The 18,483-nt window shown below is 66.1% G+C and carries 17 protein-coding genes and 2 pseudogenes; 10 read left to right on the plus strand and 9 right to left on the minus strand.

The genetic code is table 11. The annotated features are described in order from the left end of the window. Window positions 1-768: pseudogene (locus H162_RS34870) on the plus strand (acyl CoA:acetate/3-ketoacid CoA transferase); the annotation flags it as partial. Between the two features lie 46 nt (window positions 769-814). Here the strand turns inward: H162_RS34870 and H162_RS0127810 are convergent. After that, window positions 815-1,672: a helix-turn-helix transcriptional regulator gene (locus H162_RS0127810; RefSeq protein WP_020656759.1), complete on the minus strand. Its 858-nt coding sequence runs from the start codon at window positions 1,670-1,672 to the stop codon at window positions 815-817. Window positions 1,673-1,779: 107 nt separating this feature from the next. Here H162_RS0127810 and H162_RS0127815 point away from each other — a divergent pair, with 107 nt between their 5' ends. Beyond that, complete coding sequence (locus H162_RS0127815) at window positions 1,780-2,697, plus strand: LysR family transcriptional regulator (RefSeq protein ID WP_229452304.1); 918 nt, start codon at window positions 1,780-1,782, stop codon at window positions 2,695-2,697. Between the two features lie 103 nt (window positions 2,698-2,800). Here H162_RS0127815 and H162_RS0127820 read toward each other — a convergent pair whose 3' ends face one another. The 6 genes from H162_RS0127820 to H162_RS0127845 form a co-directional block, all read right to left on the minus strand. Next, the gene (locus tag H162_RS0127820; protein WP_020656761.1) at window positions 2,801-3,649 is read right to left on the minus strand and encodes a TauD/TfdA dioxygenase family protein; all 849 of its coding nucleotides are present in this window, start codon (window positions 3,647-3,649) and stop codon (window positions 2,801-2,803) included. Window positions 3,650-3,698: 49 nt separating this feature from the next. Next, window positions 3,699-5,018 carry an MFS transporter gene (locus H162_RS0127825; protein WP_020656762.1) on the minus strand — a complete coding sequence of 440 codons (1,320 nt, stop codon included), beginning with the start codon at window positions 5,016-5,018 and terminating at the stop codon, window positions 3,699-3,701. Next, a complete protein-coding gene (locus tag H162_RS0127830) occupies window positions 5,015-6,697 on the minus strand; it encodes a GMC family oxidoreductase (RefSeq protein WP_020656763.1) in 1,683 nt (560 codons plus the stop codon). The genes H162_RS0127825 and H162_RS0127830 overlap by 4 nt, the downstream gene beginning before the upstream one ends. Then, entirely contained in the window at window positions 6,694-7,245 is a 552-nt protein-coding gene (locus H162_RS0127835) for a 2,4'-dihydroxyacetophenone dioxygenase family protein (protein WP_020656764.1), read from the minus strand. Before H162_RS0127835 ends, H162_RS0127830 begins: the two co-directional genes overlap by 4 nt. Before the next feature lie 52 nt (window positions 7,246-7,297). Further along, window positions 7,298-7,951, minus strand: a complete 654-nt coding sequence (locus H162_RS32180; RefSeq protein WP_020656765.1) for a nuclear transport factor 2 family protein — start codon at window positions 7,949-7,951, stop codon at window positions 7,298-7,300. Between the two features lie 168 nt (window positions 7,952-8,119). Beyond that, the gene (locus H162_RS0127845; RefSeq protein WP_040788421.1) at window positions 8,120-9,589 is read right to left on the minus strand and encodes an aldehyde dehydrogenase; all 1,470 of its coding nucleotides are present in this window, start codon (window positions 9,587-9,589) and stop codon (window positions 8,120-8,122) included. Between the two features lie 252 nt (window positions 9,590-9,841). Between H162_RS0127845 and H162_RS0127850 the strand changes: the two genes are divergently transcribed. The 8 genes from H162_RS0127850 to H162_RS0127885 all read left to right on the plus strand — a co-directional run bounded on the left by H162_RS0127850 (window position 9,842) and on the right by H162_RS0127885 (window position 17,460). Next, the gene (locus tag H162_RS0127850; protein ID WP_020656767.1) at window positions 9,842-10,759 is read left to right on the plus strand and encodes an SDR family oxidoreductase; all 918 of its coding nucleotides are present in this window, start codon (window positions 9,842-9,844) and stop codon (window positions 10,757-10,759) included. Between the two features lie 100 nt (window positions 10,760-10,859). Continuing rightward, window positions 10,860-11,399: a VOC family protein gene (locus tag H162_RS32185; RefSeq protein ID WP_040788423.1), complete on the plus strand. Its 540-nt coding sequence runs from the start codon at window positions 10,860-10,862 to the stop codon at window positions 11,397-11,399. A 4-nt stretch (window positions 11,400-11,403) separates the two neighbouring features. Then, window positions 11,404-12,525 carry an alpha/beta hydrolase family protein gene (locus H162_RS0127860; RefSeq protein ID WP_020656769.1) on the plus strand — a complete coding sequence of 374 codons (1,122 nt, stop codon included), beginning with the start codon at window positions 11,404-11,406 and terminating at the stop codon, window positions 12,523-12,525. A gap of 10 nt (window positions 12,526-12,535) precedes the next feature. Then, the gene (leuC, locus tag H162_RS0127865) at window positions 12,536-13,942 is read left to right on the plus strand and encodes a 3-isopropylmalate dehydratase large subunit (protein WP_020656770.1); all 1,407 of its coding nucleotides are present in this window, start codon (window positions 12,536-12,538) and stop codon (window positions 13,940-13,942) included. Then, window positions 13,942-14,607 carry a 3-isopropylmalate dehydratase small subunit gene (leuD, locus tag H162_RS32190; RefSeq protein ID WP_020656771.1) on the plus strand — a complete coding sequence of 222 codons (666 nt, stop codon included), beginning with the start codon at window positions 13,942-13,944 and terminating at the stop codon, window positions 14,605-14,607. Before leuC ends, leuD begins: the two co-directional genes overlap by 1 nt. 13 nt (window positions 14,608-14,620) lie before the next feature. Next, window positions 14,621-16,291, plus strand: a complete 1,671-nt coding sequence (locus H162_RS0127875) for an FAD-dependent oxidoreductase (RefSeq protein WP_229452308.1) — start codon at window positions 14,621-14,623, stop codon at window positions 16,289-16,291. Further along, the gene (locus tag H162_RS0127880) at window positions 16,288-16,503 is read left to right on the plus strand and encodes a DUF2783 domain-containing protein (protein ID WP_020656773.1); all 216 of its coding nucleotides are present in this window, start codon (window positions 16,288-16,290) and stop codon (window positions 16,501-16,503) included. The genes H162_RS0127875 and H162_RS0127880 overlap by 4 nt, the downstream gene beginning before the upstream one ends. A gap of 3 nt (window positions 16,504-16,506) precedes the next feature. Further along, window positions 16,507-17,460, plus strand: coding sequence for an MBL fold metallo-hydrolase (locus tag H162_RS0127885; protein WP_020656774.1), 954 nt, complete (start codon window positions 16,507-16,509; stop codon window positions 17,458-17,460). Between the two features lie 82 nt (window positions 17,461-17,542). On the opposite strand, the gene H162_RS0127890 is transcribed toward H162_RS0127885, so the two are convergent. Continuing rightward, the gene (locus H162_RS0127890) at window positions 17,543-18,307 is read right to left on the minus strand and encodes an SDR family NAD(P)-dependent oxidoreductase (protein ID WP_020656775.1); all 765 of its coding nucleotides are present in this window, start codon (window positions 18,305-18,307) and stop codon (window positions 17,543-17,545) included. A 32-nt stretch (window positions 18,308-18,339) separates the two neighbouring features. Continuing rightward, a pseudogene (locus H162_RS33650) lies at window positions 18,340-18,483 on the minus strand (acetyl-CoA C-acyltransferase); the annotation flags it as partial.

Raw genomic sequence — 18,483 nt, forward strand, 5'->3', positions numbered from 1 at the left:
TCGATGGAACGGATGCCGCTCGACGAACGCAAGGTGATCGCACGCCGCGCGTCGCTGGAGCTGGCCGAGGGCGCGGTCACCAACCTCGGCATCGGCATCCCGGCCGGGATCCCGTCGATCGCCGCCGAGGAAGGCGTGTCGGGCCTGCTGACGCTGTCGATCGAGACCGGCGTGAACGGCGGCATCCCGGCCCAGGGCGGCGACTTCGGGCTGGCCTACAACGCCGAATCGATCATCGAGCAAAGCGCCCAGTTCGATTTCTACGACGGCGGCGGCCTGGACGCCAGCTTCCTCGGTCTGGCCCAGACCGACAACCAGGGCAACGTCAACGTCAGCAAGTTCAACGGCCGCCCGGTCGGCTGCGGCGGGTTCATCAACATCACGCGCTCGACCAGGAAGCTGGTGTTCTGCGGCACCTTCACCGCCGGCGGCCTGGAAGTGAAGGTCGGCGACGGCGCCCTGCAGATCGTCCAGGAAGGCAGGAGCCAGAAGTTCATCGGCGGAGTCGAGCAGATCACCTTCAACGGCCTCGATGCCGCCCGCCGCGGCCAGGAAGTGCTGTTCGTGACCGAGCGCGCGGTGTTCGCGCTGACCGCCGACGGGCTGGAACTGACCGAGATCGCGCCGGGCGTGGACCTCGAACGCGACGTGCTGGCGCACATGGGATTCAAGCCCATCATGCGCGACGTGAAGCGGATGGATGCCGCGCTGTTCCAGGAAACCTGGGGCGGCCTGGCTGAAGGAATCGCCCGCAACGGCGTCCGGTAGCGGCGTCCGATCATGGCGTCCGTTACCGGACGCCATGCAAGCGTCGCTAGGACACCAGTTCCAGAGCTTGCCTGTGCCCGGCAGCCTCGTCCGGCGCTTGCCGGCGCAGTACGGTGGCAAACAATTCACGGCGCGAGCTGACGCCCAGTTTTTCATAGGCGCGCGTGCGATAGGTAATGACCGTCGTGGGCCGGATCTGAAGATCTTCCGCAATCCGTTCAGTGGTGACGCCGTCCAGTATCCGCAGCAACACCTCCCGCTCGCGCATGGTCAGCTGCGGACACAGTTCATCGATGCCGTCGCTGATCAGGCTGCGATAGATCGTCTCTCCATCGATATCCGATGCGTAATGCCGCGCCGCACAGCTCGCAAACAACGGGGCGAGGCCAAGGAATCGTTGCACTTCGGCCGAGGTGAAGCATCCGTCCGAACGATCCCGGTACAGGTTGGTCGACACCCATTGGCCTTTGCCCACCTGTACGAGTGCCGCGAGCCGGTCAATGATGCCGATGTGGTCATAGCAGGCAACGCGATAATCGATATCGCTGACATCCTGCCCACTCTGCCGATGGACCAGCACCTGGGAGTTACCGGCCGAGTAGGGAATCGTGCGAATGATCGGCAATATGCCATCCTTGCGAAAAAAATCCCTGATATACAGCGTGGCGGTATTGAAGGTGACCCAGTGATTGTCCAGGCTGGCGCCTGACAGGAGCCGCGGATTGCGTGAGGCTTCATAGGCGAACACGGTGCAGTGGTGGACGGGCATGAAACCCTGGGTAATCCCCAGGATCGCTGCGGCAAGCGCTGCGCGATCCTTGTTACCAATTTCTCTAATTAGCCTGGCAGCGTGGCTGGCATTTACCGGTACATCTGACTGATTCGCGTCGAGCATCCAGTGCATTCATGTCTCCTGTTTGGTTTTCGCACCGCTTGTTAGCCGTGTCTGTTTATTTGCTTTGAAAACAAGTCTAGGCCGCGCAACATATAAATACAAGAGCTATAATATGGATGGAACCCATCCACTTTTTTTATATGTTCAACGTCACGATTCCCACGCTCGATCAACTGAAAGTGATGATTGCCGTCGTCGATTCAGGCAGTTTTTCCGCTGCAGCGAAGCGCTTGCACCGGTCCCAGCCAGTGATCAGCTATAGCATTTCGAACCTCGAGGAACAGTTGGGCGTTGCGCTATTCGAGCGAAACGGGCGGCGACCGGAATTAACCGAGATCGGGAAGGCAGTGCTGGCCTACGCCCGCCGCATCAGCCTGGTGACCGACGAATTGCGGGCCAGTGTCGCGGGACTGATACAAGGGGTGGAGGGCGAAGTGGCGATTGCGATCGATGCGCTCTATCCCACCGAGACGCTGGCGCGGGCGCTCAAGGCATTTTCAGTGCGCTTCCCGACCGTGGGCGTCAAGCTGCACATTGAGTCGCTGGGCAGCATCATCCAGCTGGTGACGGACGGCGATTGCCAGCTCGGGGTGAGCTGCCTGGTCATGGACTGGCCCGATCAGATCGAGTCGCGGGATTTCGGGGTGTTGAGCATGCTCCCGGTCAGTGCGCCGGGCCATCCGCTTGCCTCCTATCCTGGTCCCATCCCGGTCTCGATGCTGCGTGAGCATCTTCAACTGACCATCATCGACCGAACCAGGCTATCGGAACACCGCGACCTGGCCATCAGCGGAATTCGCACCTGGAGAGTCGGAAGCCTGGGCGCGATGCTTTCCCTGCTGGAGGCTGGCGTCGGCTGGGGTCACATGCCGGTGCACATGGTGCGCAGGCAGCTGGAATCCGGTCGCCTGGTCCGTTTACCGCTCACTGCGCGCAAGGGTGGCACCCAGCCGTTCACCATGATCCACCGTGTGAATAACCCGCCGGGACCCGCGGGCCAGTGGTTGGCCGAGACCCTGGTGGAAATGTCATAACGGCGCCTGACGCCGCGCTGATGGCAGCCAGGCGAAGCCGGCAACGCGAAGCGGCAAGCGCCGGGATGAAGACCCCTGCGAACCTTGCGTTGCCGAACATGCCTTATAGCAGGTCGGACTTGTCCACGACGGAGGCGTACAGCTTGCGATCGGCATTCACATCGAAGCTTTCGCGGCGGTGCATGCAAGCCTGGTTGTCGTACAGCACAAGCTCATGCGGAGCCCAATGGTGGCGGTAATGGAAGGTCGTCTGGTCGACATGTGCGTACAGCGCGTCCAGCAGCGACTCGCTCTCCTCCAGCGGCAAGCCCTCCACATAGGCGTTCAGGCGGTTGCCCAGGTAGAGGAACTGCTTGCCGGTATAGCGGTGGGTCTGGACGATGTCGGTGGCGATGCCCGGGGATCGATCCACGCCGGCGATCGGCATTCCTCCAGGGCGGATGCCGGGGGTGCCATCGGGCGCGAAGACGCAGTCCTGCTTGATCTTCCGGCCCTCGATGGCGCGCCGCAGCGGGGGCGGAAGTTCGTCCAGGGCGCGGTACATGTCGGCCAGGCTGGTGTCGCCGCCGACCTCGGGGACGACAACGGAATTCAGCACGCCAGCGACCACGGGATCGAAGAAGCGATCCGAGTGCCACGCCAGCTCGCTGTTGCCGCGTGGGCCGAACTTGCCCTTCTCGACGTTTTCGACTACCCGGATGCCGGCATACTCGTTCACGTCGCTGGCCAGGCGCCCCCTGCCCTGGTCCGCCGTGCCGAACGCCTCGACGAAGGCCGCCAGCTGCGCCAGCGTCAGGTCGGCCTCGCGGAAGATGACGAACTGGTAGCGGTGGAAGGCGTCGGCTATCTCGCGCTTTTCCGCCTCGCTCAAGGGCTGGCTCAGGTCGATGTCGACGTCCGCGCCAAAGTTGTTGAAGCGCGGGGTAATCCTGGTGTGGGTCGCAACAGTCATGCGTTTCTCCAAAGAGAGGGGGTTGGTAACACTGGGGGTTGGTCGTTGGTCAGTGGGCTTGCCATTCGTGTCGCATCAGCCATACGCCGGCAGTCGACAACAGGGCGGGCACCGCAAGCAAGGTCAGGATGGTTACCGCCGGGAGGCCCAGCCCCACCAGCCATGCCCCGGCCATGGGGCCGAGCATCGCGCCCCAGCCGCCCATCACGCCCGCCCAGCCCATGCCGGTGGCCTTGATGGCGCTTGGATAGTAGGCGGTGGCCAGGGCGTTCAGCGACAGCTGGGAGCCGCTGATGCCGATGCCGATCAGGAACAGCAAGGCGATCCAGCCCGGGCCCGAGGGCACGACCAGGAACAGCCCCAGGCACACCGCGGCCAGCAGGAAGCACGTGCGCAGGGCCGGCAAGGCAAGGCCGCGATCGAGAAACTGCGACAGCACGATGCCGCCCACCACGCCGCCGGCCTGGATCAGCACCGCGGCTTGCAGCGCATCCGTCGATGGCCACCCGGCCATGTGCAGCAGCGTCGGCAGCCAGCTGACCAGCAGGTAAAGCGTGAACAGGTTGAGCGCAAAGATCAGCCACAGGACCAGGGTGCGGGCCCTGAACCCGGGGCCCAGCAGTTCGAATACGGAACGGCGCAGCGTGACGGCGCTGGTCGCCACGTGGACATACGCGGCATCGACATCCGGCGCGATGCGGCGCAGGATCGCGGCGATGCGTCGATCGTCCGGACGGCGTACGACCATGAACTTCAGGGACTCGGGCGCCGTGAAATACAGGAGCAAGGCAACGATCACCGCCAGGACGCCGCCCAGCAGGAACGGGCCGCGCCAGCCCCAGGCCGCGATCATCGGCGGAGCGATGAAGCCGGCACTGAAGGCGCCGACGCCAATCGCGGCGTTGACCATCACGACCACCAGCGAGCGCCGCCGTACAGGGGCGTATTCCGCCGTCCAGGCATTACAGTTGGGCACGCAGATACCGAGCCCGATGCCTGTGAGGAGGCGCCAGACGACGAACTGGCCGGGGCTGCCGGCGGTAGCCGTCAACAGGCTGGCAAGGCCGATCAACAGCATGCCGCCGATGACGACGGTGCGTCGGCCGAACCGGTCGCCCAGCGGCGCGAAGAACGCCCCGCCCAGCGACAGGCCGATCACGGCCGCGGCCAGTGCCAGCCCGAAGCTCGAGGGGGCGATTCCCCATTCCTGGGCCAGCGATGGCACGGCCAGCGCCATCACCTGGAGTCCATAGCCGTCAAGGGCGACCGACAGCGCGCACAGTATCGCGACCCGCAGTTGCAGGCCGGACATGGGCCTCTCGTCGATGATGCGGCCGACGTCGAGTTGCACAGCCATCAGCTTGCTCACGTCGGCGTCTCCTCATGGAGCGTGCTGGGGCGCAAGCATGCCTGGTTCCGCAGCGCTGCCTGGACCGGTGCGGGCGGCAAGGGTGTGCGCCCAAGGATCATGTCGGACGCCTTTTCGGCAATCATGATCGTCGGCGCATTGGTATTGCCGCTCACGATGTCCGGCATGATCGAGGCATCGACCACCCGCAATCCTTCCAGTCCGCGCACCTTGAGCTCGGCATCGACCACGGCCAGCTCGCCGAGTCCCATGGCGCAGGTGCTGGTCGGATGCATGCCGGTCTGGATCATCGACCGGATATGGGCATCGAGTTCGTCATCGCTTTGCACGGAGGGACCGGGCACCAGCTCGCACTTGACCAATTCGGCGACCGGCGCTGTGGCGAAGAAGCGGCGAATGAACTTGAGCATCTCGCGCGCGGTGCGCCGATCGGCATCGTTGGCCGCAAGCCCCAGCCGGATGCGCGGCGCGGCCAGCGGATCCGACGAACGCAGGCCCACCTCGCCCCTGCCCCGTGGCCGCAGGCTCAGCATCGCTGCAGTGAACTGATGGCCGGCGCCGGCGCGCCACCCCGGGAACCAGGGCCGGGCCAGCATCGAGGTGTGGCTCACCTGGAACTGGGCGTCGGGCCAGCGCTCCGACTCGAGACAGACAAAACCCTGGATGGACAGCGGATTCGCGGCCAGCGGCCCCTGGCCCTTGAGCCCCCATTGCAGCGCCGCCAGCGCCAGCCGGTCGAGGCGCAGCGAACGGTCGAAGGAGTCGTCGATGTTCGCTTCGAAGACGGCGGCCACCAGAGGATGATCCTGCAGGTTCTGGCCGACACCGGGCAGGTGGTGCACCACCGGGATGCCGTGTGCGCGCAACTCGTCGGCCGGCCCGACACCGGACAGCATGAGCAACTGCGGCGAATTGAAGGCGCCGGCCGCCAGCAGTACCTCGCGTCCGGCATGGGCAACCTGAACCTGTCCATCCTGCAGGTACTCGACACCGGTCGCGCGGCCGCCCTCGATCACGATCCTGGTCGCGTGCGCACGGCGCGCCACGGTGAGCCTGGCGCGCTTCAATGCAGGACGCAGGTAGGCCGCGGAACTGCTGTCGCGCCGTCCCTTGCGCACCGTGAAGTCAGGCAAGCCGAACCCCTCGGCCGTCTCGCCATGGAAGTCGTCAAGACTGTCAAAGCCGAGCCGTTGCGCCGCTTTCCGCATGCGCGGCGTGATGTTGGGGTGCTCCGGCTGCTTCGACACCGAGAGCGGTCCGCTCGCCCCGTGGAACAGGCTGGCGCCGCGCCAGTTGCTTTCCGAACGCCTGAAGTAAGGCAGCACGTCGGCATAGCCCCAGCCTGGCAGGCCAAGGTCGCGCCAGCGGTCGAAGTCGCCGGCATTACCGCGGCTGTACAGCATGCCGTTGATCGACGAGGTTCCCCCAAGCAGCTTGCCGCGCGGCTGGGGCAGGACGCGCTGGTTGGCGCCGGCCTCGGGTTCGGTCTCGTAACCCCAGCCAAGCCGGGCCGTGTTCGACACCGGCAGCCAGGCGACCGGCATGGCCACCATGGGATGCCGGTCATGCCCGCCGGCTTCAAGCAGCAGTACCGTGTGCCGGCCATCCTCGGACAGCCGGTTCGCAAGGACGCAGCCCGCCGAGCCCGCCCCGACGATGATGTAATCGAAGGTCTTCATGCCGAGCGGGCCGGCTGGGCGTAGCGCGCACGTCCGCCCTGGATGATGGCGGGTACCTGCTTGCCCTGCGCCAGCAGGGCTGCGGGCCAGTCGCGCAGGTGGCTCTCGGCATCGAGCTTGGCCACGATATTGCCCTGTTCGTCCAGGATCAGCATGGCGCCGAAGATGACGAAGAAGACGTCGGTCTCGCCGGTGTTATGGTCCGCGATCTTCAGGGTGTGCGCCGTCCCCGGCGGCTCGTACAGGTACGAGCCGGCGGTGCTCGGCGCGCTGTCCTTGTGCTCGAGGTAGGTCCACTCCCCGCTGAGGGTGAACGCGTGCACCGCGCCGGTGTGGTGATGCGGCGGCAACTGCACGCCTGGCGCAAAGCGGATGCGAACGGCGAACATGCCGCTTTCGATATCGGCGGCCAGCAGCTTGAGCCGCACGCCGGGCGCCCCGAAATCATCGGCAAACGGCAAGTCGTCGGTGCCCACGTGCAGCGCGGTCGCGACAAAGGGCAGCGTGTTCAAATGCGGGACGGCGGAAGGTATGGAATTGGTGCTCATTGATCGCTCCTTGATTGGGGATGAGGTGGAAATCGCGGCTGCTCGCCAGGGTTCAGGGCGGCGAAGTCACCGCCGTGACCTCGTCGCCGGTGATCGGGTGGCGGTAGTGGAAAGGGGCGAAGCTGCGGCCCAGGGCTTCCAGCGCCGGCGCCGACGGCGCCTGGGGCGGCAGCGCTTCGCTCTCCGGCGCGCTGGCGAAGGCCACGCTTTCATAGCCGGGATGTGTCACGTAGAAGGTCGGCACCCACCACAGGCGTGCGAATTTCCAGACGCCGTCCTCCTTGACGTAGGTATTCTCATAGACGCCCTCGGCCCACAGCATGGCCGTCCCTCCCGGCGGCGGGCTGCCCTGGACCAGGGCGCGCCACCTGCCCTGCGCCGCCTGCCGGTCGGGGTCGACCGTCACTACCCCCTGCAACTGCATGTGATTGATGAACTCGTTCCTGTTCAGGCCGTCGCGGCCCTGGCCGAGGACCTCGCGCAGGAATGCGACGATGCGCTCCTTGCCCTCGTAGCGCCCACGGCGCCCGATCTCCATGCTCGCTCCCTCATCGGCGAACAGCGCCGCCATCTCGCCCCAAAGACGGTTGTCGATGTAGTACCCGTAGATGCGCTGCAGGCGCTTGATTGCCTCCACATCCTCGAGCATGCCAAGCCTGTTTTCCAGCAGCGCGATCCGCGCGTCCAGCTCCATCGTGTCGCTCATGGGTCTCCTCCTTGTGCCCGCCCTGGCGTGAAGCGGGCAGGCTGTCATCGTTGTGATTGCAAATTCATGATAGTCATGCGTGCCCGGCGCCGAAGCCGTACGCAAAGAGGACGCCGGGGCAGCGTCAGGACCTCGGCGCGCCAGGTCGGCGCGCGGCAGCGCCGCCGCTCAGTCGAGCAGCACCGACTTCAACTCGGTGAACGCCTCCAGTCCCGCCGTGCCGCCTTCACGGCCCAGGCCGGACTGCTTGAAGCCGCCAAACGGGAGACCCGGGTCGAAGCGGAAATGATTCTGCGAGATCGTGCCGGTGCGTACGGCGCGCGCAACGCGCAAGGCATCCCTGCTGTCATTGGTGAAGACCGCGCCGTACAGGCCGAACGGCGAGTCATTGGCGATCCGCACTGCATCCGCCTCGTCCTCGCAGGCGAGCACGCTGAGCACCGGACCGAAGATTTCTTCCTGGGCGATGCGCATCTGCGGCGTCACCTTCGCAAACAGCGTGGGTTGAATGTAATAGCCGCGCTCCAGGTGCGATGGCCGCGCCCCCCCGCTGACCAGTTCGGCCCCCTCCCTGCGTCCGATGGCGATATATTCCTCGACCTTCGCGCGCTGGCGCTCCATTGCAAGTGGTCCCATCTGCGAGCGCGCGTCGTACGGATCGCCGACGCGGATCGTCCGCATCTGTTCGCGCACTGCTTCGACAAGTTCGTCATGCCGGTGGCGCGACACGATGACACGGCTCAAGGTGGCGCAGATCTGGCCGGCCGACATGGTGATCGTACTGGCCAGGGTCTTGGCGGCCAGGGCAGGATCGTAGTCGTCCAGCACGATCGCGGCCGACTTGCCACCCAGCTCCAGTGTGCAGCGCGCGACGCGGCCGCCGCAGACCGAGGCGATACGACGCCCGGCCACCACCGATCCGGTAAAGCTGACCTTGTCGACGCCCGCGTGGCAGACCAGGTGATCGGACGCGTCGCGGTGCCCGGTGACCAGATTGAGTACGCCGGGCGGCAAGCCCGCCGCCTCCGCCGCCTCGGCGATGATGTAGGCCTCCAGCGGCGTCTCCGGCGCCGGCTTCATGACGACGGTGCAGCCGGCGAGCAGGGCCGGGGCGATCTTGCCTGCCATGATGCCGAACGGGTTGTTCCACGGCGCGATCGCGGCGACCACCCCGACCGCCTCGCGGCGCACCAGGGCCTTGCCGCGCGTGTCGAACGGCATGCGCACTTCCTCGAACGGATAGTGCGCGGCGATGTCCGCGTAATAGTCGAACCAGTGTTTTCCTGCGCCGATCACGTAGGGCGCCACCGAAGCGAGCGCCCCCACCTGTTCGCACCACGCCCTGGCCAGCTCCGGCAGCCGGGGCTCCAGCGCGGCAGCGAGCCTGCGCAGGAACTCCGACCGTTCCACGGGGGACATGCGCGGCCACGGACCCGAATCGAACGCGCTCCGCGCCGCCGCCACGGCGGCATCCATATCCTCTTCACTGGCCTCGGCCACCACCGCGATCACGCGCTCGCTGCTGGGGGAAAGCACCTCGATGCGTCCACCGCGCCGGGCGTCGATCCAGCGCCCGTCGATGTAGAGCTGCTGAGGATGGGCGATCCGGATTTCGCCGGCAACCATTGGTGTCGTCATAATAGGATTCCTTTTCGTTGATCGAGGGGCTTGCCCCGCCCGATGTCTTGCCGATCATAGGGCGCCCTCCACCGCGCCTGCATCCTCCCGAAAGATGACGCGGCCCCGCCTGCCGGACTGGCGACGGCCGCCGCAGGCGGCGGCAGTCCATGTCGCCTTTCCATACGACGGCGCCTTTCGCTCCCAGGTTTATCATTTACAACATGCGCCCAGCGGGCGCTCCACCCTGAAGTCCAACCGAAAGATCACGCCATGAGCATTATTGTCACCGGTGCCTCCGGGCAGTTTGGCCGCCAGGCCGCCGAGCTGCTGCTGAAGAAGCTACCCGCCTCCGAACTGATACTGATCACACGCAAACCCGCAGCCCTGGCCGACTACGGCGCGCGCGGGGTGCAGGTCCGGTACGGGGATTTCGACGACCCCGCCAGCCTGGCGAGCGCCTTTGCGGGCGGCACGCGCATGCTGCTGATCAGCACCGACCAGGTAGGCGGTGGGCGCCTGCGGCAGCACCGCAACGCCATCGATGCGGCGGTGGCCGCCGGCATCCGCCAGATCGCGTACACCTCCTTCATCGGCGTCGGTCCGGACAACCCCGCCGTCAGCACCACCGAGCACACGGCGACCGAAGCCATGCTGCGCGAGTGCGGCGTGGCGTATACCTTCCTGCGCGACAGCCAGTACGCCGAGTCCATCGCCCAGTTCGCGCTGCCTGGCGCGCTGGCGACCGGCGAGTGGATGACGAGCGCGGCGGAAGGCCGCATTGCGCTGGTCTCGCGCGACGATTGTGTCGCCTGCGCGGTGGCGGTGGTCAGCAGCGCCGGCCATGACAACCGGATTTACGACATCACCGGCCCGGAACTGCTGTCCTACCGCGATTGCGCCATGCTGGCGGCCGAACTCGCCGGCAAGCCGATCGACTACCAGGCAGTCAGCGATGAAGAAAAGCTGGCCTTCTTCGATCGCCTGGGGGTGCCGCGCCGGATCGAGGACGGCATGGAGAACAGCCCCATCCCATGGCCGGGAGAAGAAATGGTCAGCTTCGAACGCGCCATCCGGGAAGGACATTTCGCGATCGTCAGCGACCATGTCGAACGGCTCACCGGGCGCGTGCCCAAGTCGCTGCGCGAGGTGTGCCTGGAGAATATCGACAGGCTGCGCGCCGTGTGCTGAGGCCCGCGCTGTCGCACTTCCGTACGACAGCGCCTGTTTCCCGTTTCTCTATCATCGAAGCCTTGTTGACCAAGTTCGCTTTAAGCGAGAAAGAACGAGCATGCGTCCATTCATTCCGATTCGGGGACTGCACCACTTCGCCTACCGTTGCAAGGACGCGGAGGAAACCCGGCGCTTTTACGAAGATATTCTTGGATTGCCACTGGTGCACGTGGTCCGCAGCGACCATGTCCCGAGCACCGGGGAATTCTGTCCGTATGTGCATATTTTCTTCCAGATGAAGGACGGCTCCTATATCGCGTTCTTCGACCTGGGCGACGATGTCGCGTCCGAGCCGTCGCCGAACACGCCCGCCTGGGTCAACCACCTGGCGCTGCGGGTCGACTCGATCGCCGACCTGCAGCAAGCCAAGATGCGTCTCGAAGCCGCCGGCGTCGACGTGCTGGGGCCCACCGACCACCACATCATCGAGTCGATCTATTTTTTCGATCCGAATGGCATACGTCTTGAATTGACCACCCCGACGGTCTCCGCCGCTGCGATGGACGCGCTGCGCAACTCGGCGCAACGCGATGCGCAGGCATGGGCCATCGAGAAACATCAACGGCGGCAGGAGCTGGCCGCCGCAAAAGAAAGGTAGCGTGATGTCCGAATCAAAGCTGGCGGTAATCGATGTCAAGCCTGGCGCGGCCATGGAAAGCCAATCGGGACTGCAGATGATGCGCCCCCGCATTTACGGCGCCTATGCCGAACCGGTCGGCAAGAAAAAGGTGGCCGCGATCGTGATGCACCCTGCGAGCAATTTCATGGGGCACTACCTGATCGCGCCGCTCGCCCAGCGTGGCATGTGCTGCATGGGCCTCAACTCGCGTTATGTGAATAACGACTCGGTCCTGCTCATGGAACGGGTGATCCAGGACCTCGGCGCCGGCGTCAAGTTCCTGCGCGCGGCGGGCTACGAAAAAATTCTCCTGGTCGGCAATTCGGGCGGCGCCGCGCTGGCTGCCTTCTACCAGGCGCAAGCCGAAAAGCTGACTGCGACCCACTTTGTCGATGGCGATCCGACCGGCCTGAGCGCCGCTGACCTGCCACCTGTGGACGGCATCGCCCTGTGCGCGGCGCACGAGGGGCGTTCGCGCCTGCTGCTGGACTGGATCGATCCCTCGGTCATCGACGAGAGCGATCCGCTCGGCGCCGATCCCGCGCTCGACATGTTCAATCCCGCCAATGGCCCATCCTATGGCGCCGAATTCCTCACCCGCTTCCGGGCCGGGCAGAAGGCGCGCCGCGACCGCATCGAGGACTGGGCGCTGGCCCGCCTGCGGCTGCTGCGCGCCGATCCGGCCGGCCCGCGCGACCAGGCCTTCGTGATCTACCGCACCCTGGCCGATCCACGCTGCCTGGACCTGTCGCTGGACCCCAACGAGCGCACGGTCGGCAGCGTGTGGGGCGACGCCCGCTCGGTCAACTACGCCGGCAATTCGATGGGGCGCTACACCTCGCTGACGGCCTTCCTGAGCCAGTGGTCGTCCCGTTCGCAGGCGGACGGCCCCGGCAACCTGGCCAGGACGAGCGTACCGGTGCAGCTGCTGACCTATACCGCCGACGCCTCGACCTTCCCCAGCACGCGCGACGCCTGGCTGCGCGCCGCCGAGGGCCGTATCGGCAATATCGACATTCGCGGCGCCAACCATTACCTGGCCGGGCAGCCCGGCAAGGTGGCGGAGGCTGCCGACGCCATCGCCGCCTTTGCGCACGCGCTCTAGGACAGCGACCATGGCCAGCTTGTTCAGCAAGATATGGGACCAGCATCGGGTCGCCGGAAACGACGACGGCGCGGCCCTCCTCTACATCGATCGCCAGCTGATCCATGAAGTGACCAGTCCGCAGGCGTTCGAAGCACTGCGGCTGGCCGGGCGCAGCGTGCGCCGGCCGGCGACGGTGCTCGCCGTACCGGACCACAACGTGCCGACCACGGCCGAGCGCACCGCACGCGTCGCAGACCCGGAGAGCCGCCTGCAAATCCAGGTGCTGCGCGACACTGCCCGCGACCTGGGACTGCGCATGTTCGACCTCGACGATGCACGCCAGGGCATCGTCCATGTCGTCGGCCCCGAACAAGGCTGGATTCACCCCGGCATGACCGTGGTCTGCGGCGATTCGCATACCGCGACGCTGGGCGCATTCGGCGCGCTTGCTTTCGGGATCGGCACCTCCGACGTCGAACACGTGCTGGCAACCCAGACCCTGTGGCTCAGCAAGCCCAGGGAAATGCGCGTCCGTATCGACGGCGCGCTGAACCGGTGGGTCAGCGTCAAGGATCTTGCCCTGGCCTTGATCGCGGACATCGGCGCCGCCGCCGGCGCCGGGTATGCGATCGAATACTGCGGCGACACGGTACGGCGGCTCTCGATGGAGCAGCGCATGACCCTGTGCAATATGACGATCGAGGCCGGTGCGCGCTTCGGCCTGGTCGCGCCTGACGCGATTACCCTCGCCTACCTGGAGCAGCGTCCGTTCGCGCCACAGGCGCGGTACCGCGACGCCGCACTGGCGTACTGGCGTCAGCTGGCGTCGGACCCGGAAACGCGCTACGACCGGGAAGTCCTGATGGACGCATCGGCAGTCGAACCGCATGTCAGCTGGGGCACCGGGCCCCAGGACAGCCTGCCGATCGGAGCGCGGGTGCCGGATCCGGCGGATGCGGGCGACGAGGAACAACGCGCCCGCGTGCGCCGCGCCCTGGACTACATGGGCCTGGACGCCGGCATGCCGCTCACGGATATCACGATCGACCGCGTCTTCATTGGCTCCTGCACCAATGGCCGCATCGAGGACTTGCGCAGCGCCGCGCAGGTCGTCCATGGCCGCAAGCTCGCGCCCGGTGTCTCCGCGCTGGTGGTGCCGGGTTCCGGCCTGGTCAAGCGGCAGGCGGAACAGGAAGGCCTGGACCGCATGTTCATCGATGCCGGCTTTGAATGGCGCCTGCCGGGATGCTCGCTGTGCCTGGGAATGAATCCCGACCAGCTGATGCCGGGGGAGCGCTGCGCCGCCACCTCCAACCGCAACTTCGAGGGACGGCAAGGCCCTGGCGGGCGCACACACCTGCTCAGTCCCGCCATGGCCGCTGCGGCCGCCATCACGGGCAGGCTGTGCGATGTGCGCGAACTGGGGCCGGCATGATGGAGAAATTCACCACCCTGCGCGCCGTGGCAGCGCCCCTGGACCGGATGCACGTGGATACCGATGCGATTTTTCCGGCACGCTTCATGAAAACGGTCAAGCGCAGCGGCCTCGGTCCCCATCTGTTCGACGGCTGGCGCTACGATGCCGCCGGCAAGCCCATTCCTGACTTCGTGCTGAACCGGTCCGCCTACCAGGCCAGCCGGATCCTCGTGGCGAACGAGAACTTCGGTTGCGGTTCCTCGCGGGAGCACGCGGTCTGGGCCTTGATGGATTTCGGCATCCGCTGCGTCGTTGCCCCCAGCTTCGGCGACATTTTTTATGCCAATTGCCTGAAAAATGGATTGTTGCCGGTCGTGCTCGCGCCGGACGAAGTCGCCGCCCTGCTCCGCCTGCTGCCGGCCCGGCCAGGCGCCGAAGTGATCGCCGACCTGGAGAACCAGCTGCTGCAGGTGCCCGGCGTGTTCAGCGCCACGTTCCGGATCGCGCCGTTCGCCAGGCATTGCCTTTCCCACGGCCTGGATGAGATCGCGCTCACACTGGAACGGGCCGCGGCGATCGCGGGCCACGAGCGCACCCGGCGCAGCCTGACGCCCTGGTTATTTGACGATCTGCACGAACAACCCGGCCCGACCCCGCTCGGCGCCCCACCAACACCTGCATAGAGAAGGAATCACGATGTCCCATCCGAGCCCTGCTGCCACTGCCGGTCCGATGAGCGGTGGCTACCAGCTTCCGACCTATCCGTATGTCAAGCCGCCTGAACTGTGTGGGCGCACGGACGCCATGTATCCGGTCGTGATCGTCGGCGCCGGCCTGGCCGGGCTGACCCTGGCCTGCGACCTTGCCAATCGCGGGATCGCCGCGGTGGTCCTGGACGAAGACGACACCGTCGGCGTGCGCGGCGCGTCCAGCCGCGGCATCTGCTACGCCCAGCGCAGCCTGGAGATCTTTGACCGCCTCGGCGCGTATCCAGCGATGCTGGACAAGGGCGTCACCTGGTCCAGGGCGCGCGTCTTGTCGGGTGACGAAACGCTGTACCAGTATGACCTGAGCCTGGCCAGCAACTCGCGACAGCCGCCGTTCATCAACCTGCAGCAGTTCTATGTCGAGTGGTTCCTGGTCGACCGTATCGAAGCACTGGGGCGCACCGACATCCGCTGGAAAAACCGCGTGGTCGACGTCACGCAAGTCGCGGACTGCGCAACCCTGACGGTGGACACACCGGACGGCGAGTACACATTGCGGGCAAGCTGGGTACTGGACGCCGCGGGCGTCGCCAGCGTGACGCGCGACAGGCTCGGCCTGGCGACCCATACGCTGGGCGGCCACGATCGCTGGTGCATCACCGATGTGCGGTTCAGGCAGTCCATGCCGGTCGAGCGCCGCACCTGGATCGAAGCGCCGTTCAATGCCAACCGCGGTGTATGGCAGCACCTGATGGCGGACGGCGTCTGGCGCCTGGACTTCCAGATGGAAGCCGATGCCGACCCAGCCTACGTGGCGCGCCATGATGTCGCCGAGCAGCGGGTGCGGGAAATGCTCGGACCGGACATCGACTTCGAGATCGTGTGGGTAGGCGCCTATTCGTACCGGCGGCAACTGCTCGACGACTATCGCTGTGGCCGGGTGCTGTTTCTTGGCGATGCCGCGCACGTGACCAATCCGTTTGGTGCGCGCGGCGGCAACACCGGTATCCAGGATGCCGACAACCTGGGCTGGAAACTGGCCCTGGTGCTGCAGGGCCTCGCACCGGAAAGCCTGCTCGACAGCTATAACGCGGAACGCCGCTACGTGCAGTTGCACAATGTGCAGATCACTGATCGCAGCAGCCGTTTCATGTCGCCGCCGACAGCCGGCGACCGCTGCCTGCGCTCGGCGGTACTGGCGCTGGCACGGCACTTCCCCTTTGCGCGCGCGCTGCTCAATCCTGGCCGCATGTCTTCCCCGCTCGACTACGGCGCCAGCCCGCTGAACAGCGGTATCGGCGCCGCGGAAGGCAAGGCGCTACCGAACCTCGCGCTGGGCAGGGGACGCTGGCTGGCCGACCTGGTGCGCGAGGGGACGAGCTTCGTGGCGCTGGCCTTCGGCGCGGCCGCTGGAGGACCGGTGGCAGGGGAACTCGATGCCTTGTCGGGACGGTATCCGCTCCGGGTCGTCCCGCTCGCGACGAGCGGCGATGACGTGCGCGGGCTGATGAGGCAAATCGGCGCCGAGGAAGGCGCGGTCGCCCTGTTGCGTCCCGATCTGCATCTGGCGACGGTGCTGGCCCGGCCCGACGCGAGAACCCTCGAACTGGCGCTGCAATGCGCCCTCGCCTATTCCAACCATCATGGAACAACGATATGAAAACGGAATTGAACATACCGGATGCGGATGGCTTCTACGAGGCCTTGAGCACGGCGCACGACGGCCTGAGTGAAGGCCAGGGCCAGCTGTTCCATGCCAGCCTGGCCTTGCTGCTCGCTAACCAGATCGGCGACCAGGCCTTGTTGCACGAATGTATACGCGCCGCCCGCGACAGCGTGTGCGCCCCTGATTCCACCCCACCGAAAAGGTAACCCATGAGTGTTTCGTTCGCCTCCGCTTCAGATACCAAGGAACAACGACCGCAAGTCGTCGAACTGGGCCGCGACGTCTACGGCTACATCAGCGAGTTCGACCCGAACTGCGGCTTTATCGTCGGCAGCGACAGCGTGGTCGTCATCGACACGCGCCCCACCCCGAAGATGGCGCGTGCCTTCATCGAGGATATCCGCCAGGTCACGGACAAGCCTGTCAAGACCGTCTTCCTGACCCATTACCACGCGGTCCGGGTGATGGGCGCCAGTGCCTTCGAAGGCGCGACTGTCATCGCCAGCACGGGCACGCGCGACTGGATCGTGACGCGCGGCCAGGCCGACTTCGAGTCGGAGGTCGACCGTTTCCCGCGGCTGTTCCAGGCGGTGGAAGAGGTGCCGGGCCTGACCAAACCCCACTTGTCCTTCGACGGCACCATGAGCATGTGGCTGGGCGAGCGCGAACTGCGCTTCCAGCATTTCGGCCGCGGCCACTCGCAGGGGGATGCCATCGCCTGGCTGCCTGGCGAAGGCATTGTATTTTCGGGCGACCTGGTCGAAAACCATTGCGGCGTGTATGCCGGCGATGCCTATATCGGCGAATGGATGGGCATTCTCGATGTGCTCAAGACACTCGAGCCACGGGTACTGGTTCCCGGACGCGGCGCTGCCGTGTTCGATGCCACGTCGGCCGCGGCGGCAATCGACCTGACCCGCGCGTTCCTCCAGGCGCTGCTCGACTCCGTCCAGGATGCAATGAACAGGGGCGCCGACCTGCGCGGCTGTTATGAGGCCGCTCTCGCGGTCATGCAACCGCGCTTCGGTAACTGGCCGGTGTTCCAGCACGTCTTGCCATTCGACGTAGCACGTGCCTATGATGAACTTTCCGGCATCACGGACCCGCGGGTCTGGACGGCGGAACGGGATAAGGAATTGTGGGCGGCTCTCAAATCCGCGTAAGCAGGCGCCGGAATACAACACGCCTCCGTCCATGCATTCGCAAGGACGGAGGCGTTTATTGTTCGCGCCGATCGGGACGGACTCAGCGCGGCGGCAGGCGCAGTGCGCCGTCGAGGCGGATGACTTCGCCGTTCAGCGACAGGTTGCCGACGATGTGCTCGGCCAGCTGCGCGAACTCCTCGGCCTTGCCGAGACGCTTGGGGAAAGGAATCGACGAGGCCAGCGATTGCTGCACCTCTTCCGGCAGCTTGAACAGCAGCGGCGTCATGAACAGGCCCGGGGCGATGGTCATCACGCGCACGCCGAACTGCGCCAGGTCGCGCGCCAGCGGCAGGGTCAGCGAGGTCAGGCCGCCCTTCGAGGCCGCGTAGGCTTCCTGCCCCACCTGGCCGTCATAGGCCGCCACCGACGAGGTCATGATGATCACGCCGCGTTCGCCGTCTTCCAGGGCTTCCTGCGCCACCATCTCGGCCGCCACCAGGCGGATCACGTTGAAGGTGCCGATCAGGTTGACCGACACGATGCGGCTGAAGTCTTCCAGCGACATCGGCGCGCCGTCGCGGCCGACCAGGCGCCTGGCGCCGCCGATGCCGGCACAGTTGACCAGCACGCGCGCCGGGCCGTGGCGCTCGCGCGCCGCATGCATGGCCTGCTGCACGCTGGCGGTGTCGGTGATGTCGCAGCCGCAGGCGATGCCGCCAATCTCGTCGGCCAGCGCTTCGGCCGCGGCCAGGTTGACGTCGAGTACCGCCACTTTGGCGCCGGCCTTGGCCAGGCGGCGCACCGTTTCCGCGCCCAGGCCCGAGGCGCCGCCGGTCACGAGGACCGATTTTCCTTGCACGTCCATGTATTCTCCCTTTGCTGCTATATAAAAAGTGCTTATTCGAAGTCGGGGTTCTCGAGCAGGATCGCAATCCCCTGCCCGCCGCCGATGCAGGCCGAGGCCACGCCGTAGCGCGAGTTCTGCTTGCGCAGCGCGCGCGCCAGGGTGACGGTCAGGCGCACGCCGGTGGCGGCCAGCGG

The sequence above is a fragment of the Massilia niastensis DSM 21313 genome (assembly GCF_000382345.1).
Lineage (GTDB): Bacteria > Pseudomonadota > Gammaproteobacteria > Burkholderiales > Burkholderiaceae_D > Telluria > Telluria niastensis.

Coding starts and splice junctions, on each gene's coding strand:
- H162_RS0127885 (WP_020656774.1), top strand. CDS start 16,507: ATGAGTGTTTCGTTCGCCTCCGCTTCAGATACCAAGGAACAACGACCG.
- leuD (WP_020656771.1), top strand. CDS start 13,942: ATGGAGAAATTCACCACCCTGCGCGCCGTGGCAGCGCCCCTGGACCGG.
- H162_RS0127880 (WP_020656773.1), top strand. CDS start 16,288: ATGAAAACGGAATTGAACATACCGGATGCGGATGGCTTCTACGAGGCC.
- H162_RS32180 (WP_020656765.1), bottom strand. CDS start 7,951: ATGAGCGACACGATGGAGCTGGACGCGCGGATCGCGCTGCTGGAAAAC.
- H162_RS0127835 (WP_020656764.1), bottom strand. CDS start 7,245: ATGAGCACCAATTCCATACCTTCCGCCGTCCCGCATTTGAACACGCTG.
- H162_RS32185 (WP_040788423.1), top strand. CDS start 10,860: ATGCGTCCATTCATTCCGATTCGGGGACTGCACCACTTCGCCTACCGT.
- H162_RS0127875 (WP_229452308.1), top strand. CDS start 14,621: ATGTCCCATCCGAGCCCTGCTGCCACTGCCGGTCCGATGAGCGGTGGC.
- H162_RS0127820 (WP_020656761.1), bottom strand. CDS start 3,649: ATGACTGTTGCGACCCACACCAGGATTACCCCGCGCTTCAACAACTTT.
- H162_RS0127845 (WP_040788421.1), bottom strand. CDS start 9,589: ATGACGACACCAATGGTTGCCGGCGAAATCCGGATCGCCCATCCTCAG.
- H162_RS0127815 (WP_229452304.1), top strand. CDS start 1,780: ATGGAACCCATCCACTTTTTTTATATGTTCAACGTCACGATTCCCACG.
- H162_RS0127810 (WP_020656759.1), bottom strand. CDS start 1,672: ATGCACTGGATGCTCGACGCGAATCAGTCAGATGTACCGGTAAATGCC.
- H162_RS0127860 (WP_020656769.1), top strand. CDS start 11,404: ATGTCCGAATCAAAGCTGGCGGTAATCGATGTCAAGCCTGGCGCGGCC.
- H162_RS0127850 (WP_020656767.1), top strand. CDS start 9,842: ATGAGCATTATTGTCACCGGTGCCTCCGGGCAGTTTGGCCGCCAGGCC.
- leuC (WP_020656770.1), top strand. CDS start 12,536: ATGGCCAGCTTGTTCAGCAAGATATGGGACCAGCATCGGGTCGCCGGA.
- H162_RS0127890 (WP_020656775.1), bottom strand. CDS start 18,307: ATGGACGTGCAAGGAAAATCGGTCCTCGTGACCGGCGGCGCCTCGGGC.
- H162_RS0127830 (WP_020656763.1), bottom strand. CDS start 6,697: ATGAAGACCTTCGATTACATCATCGTCGGGGCGGGCTCGGCGGGCTGC.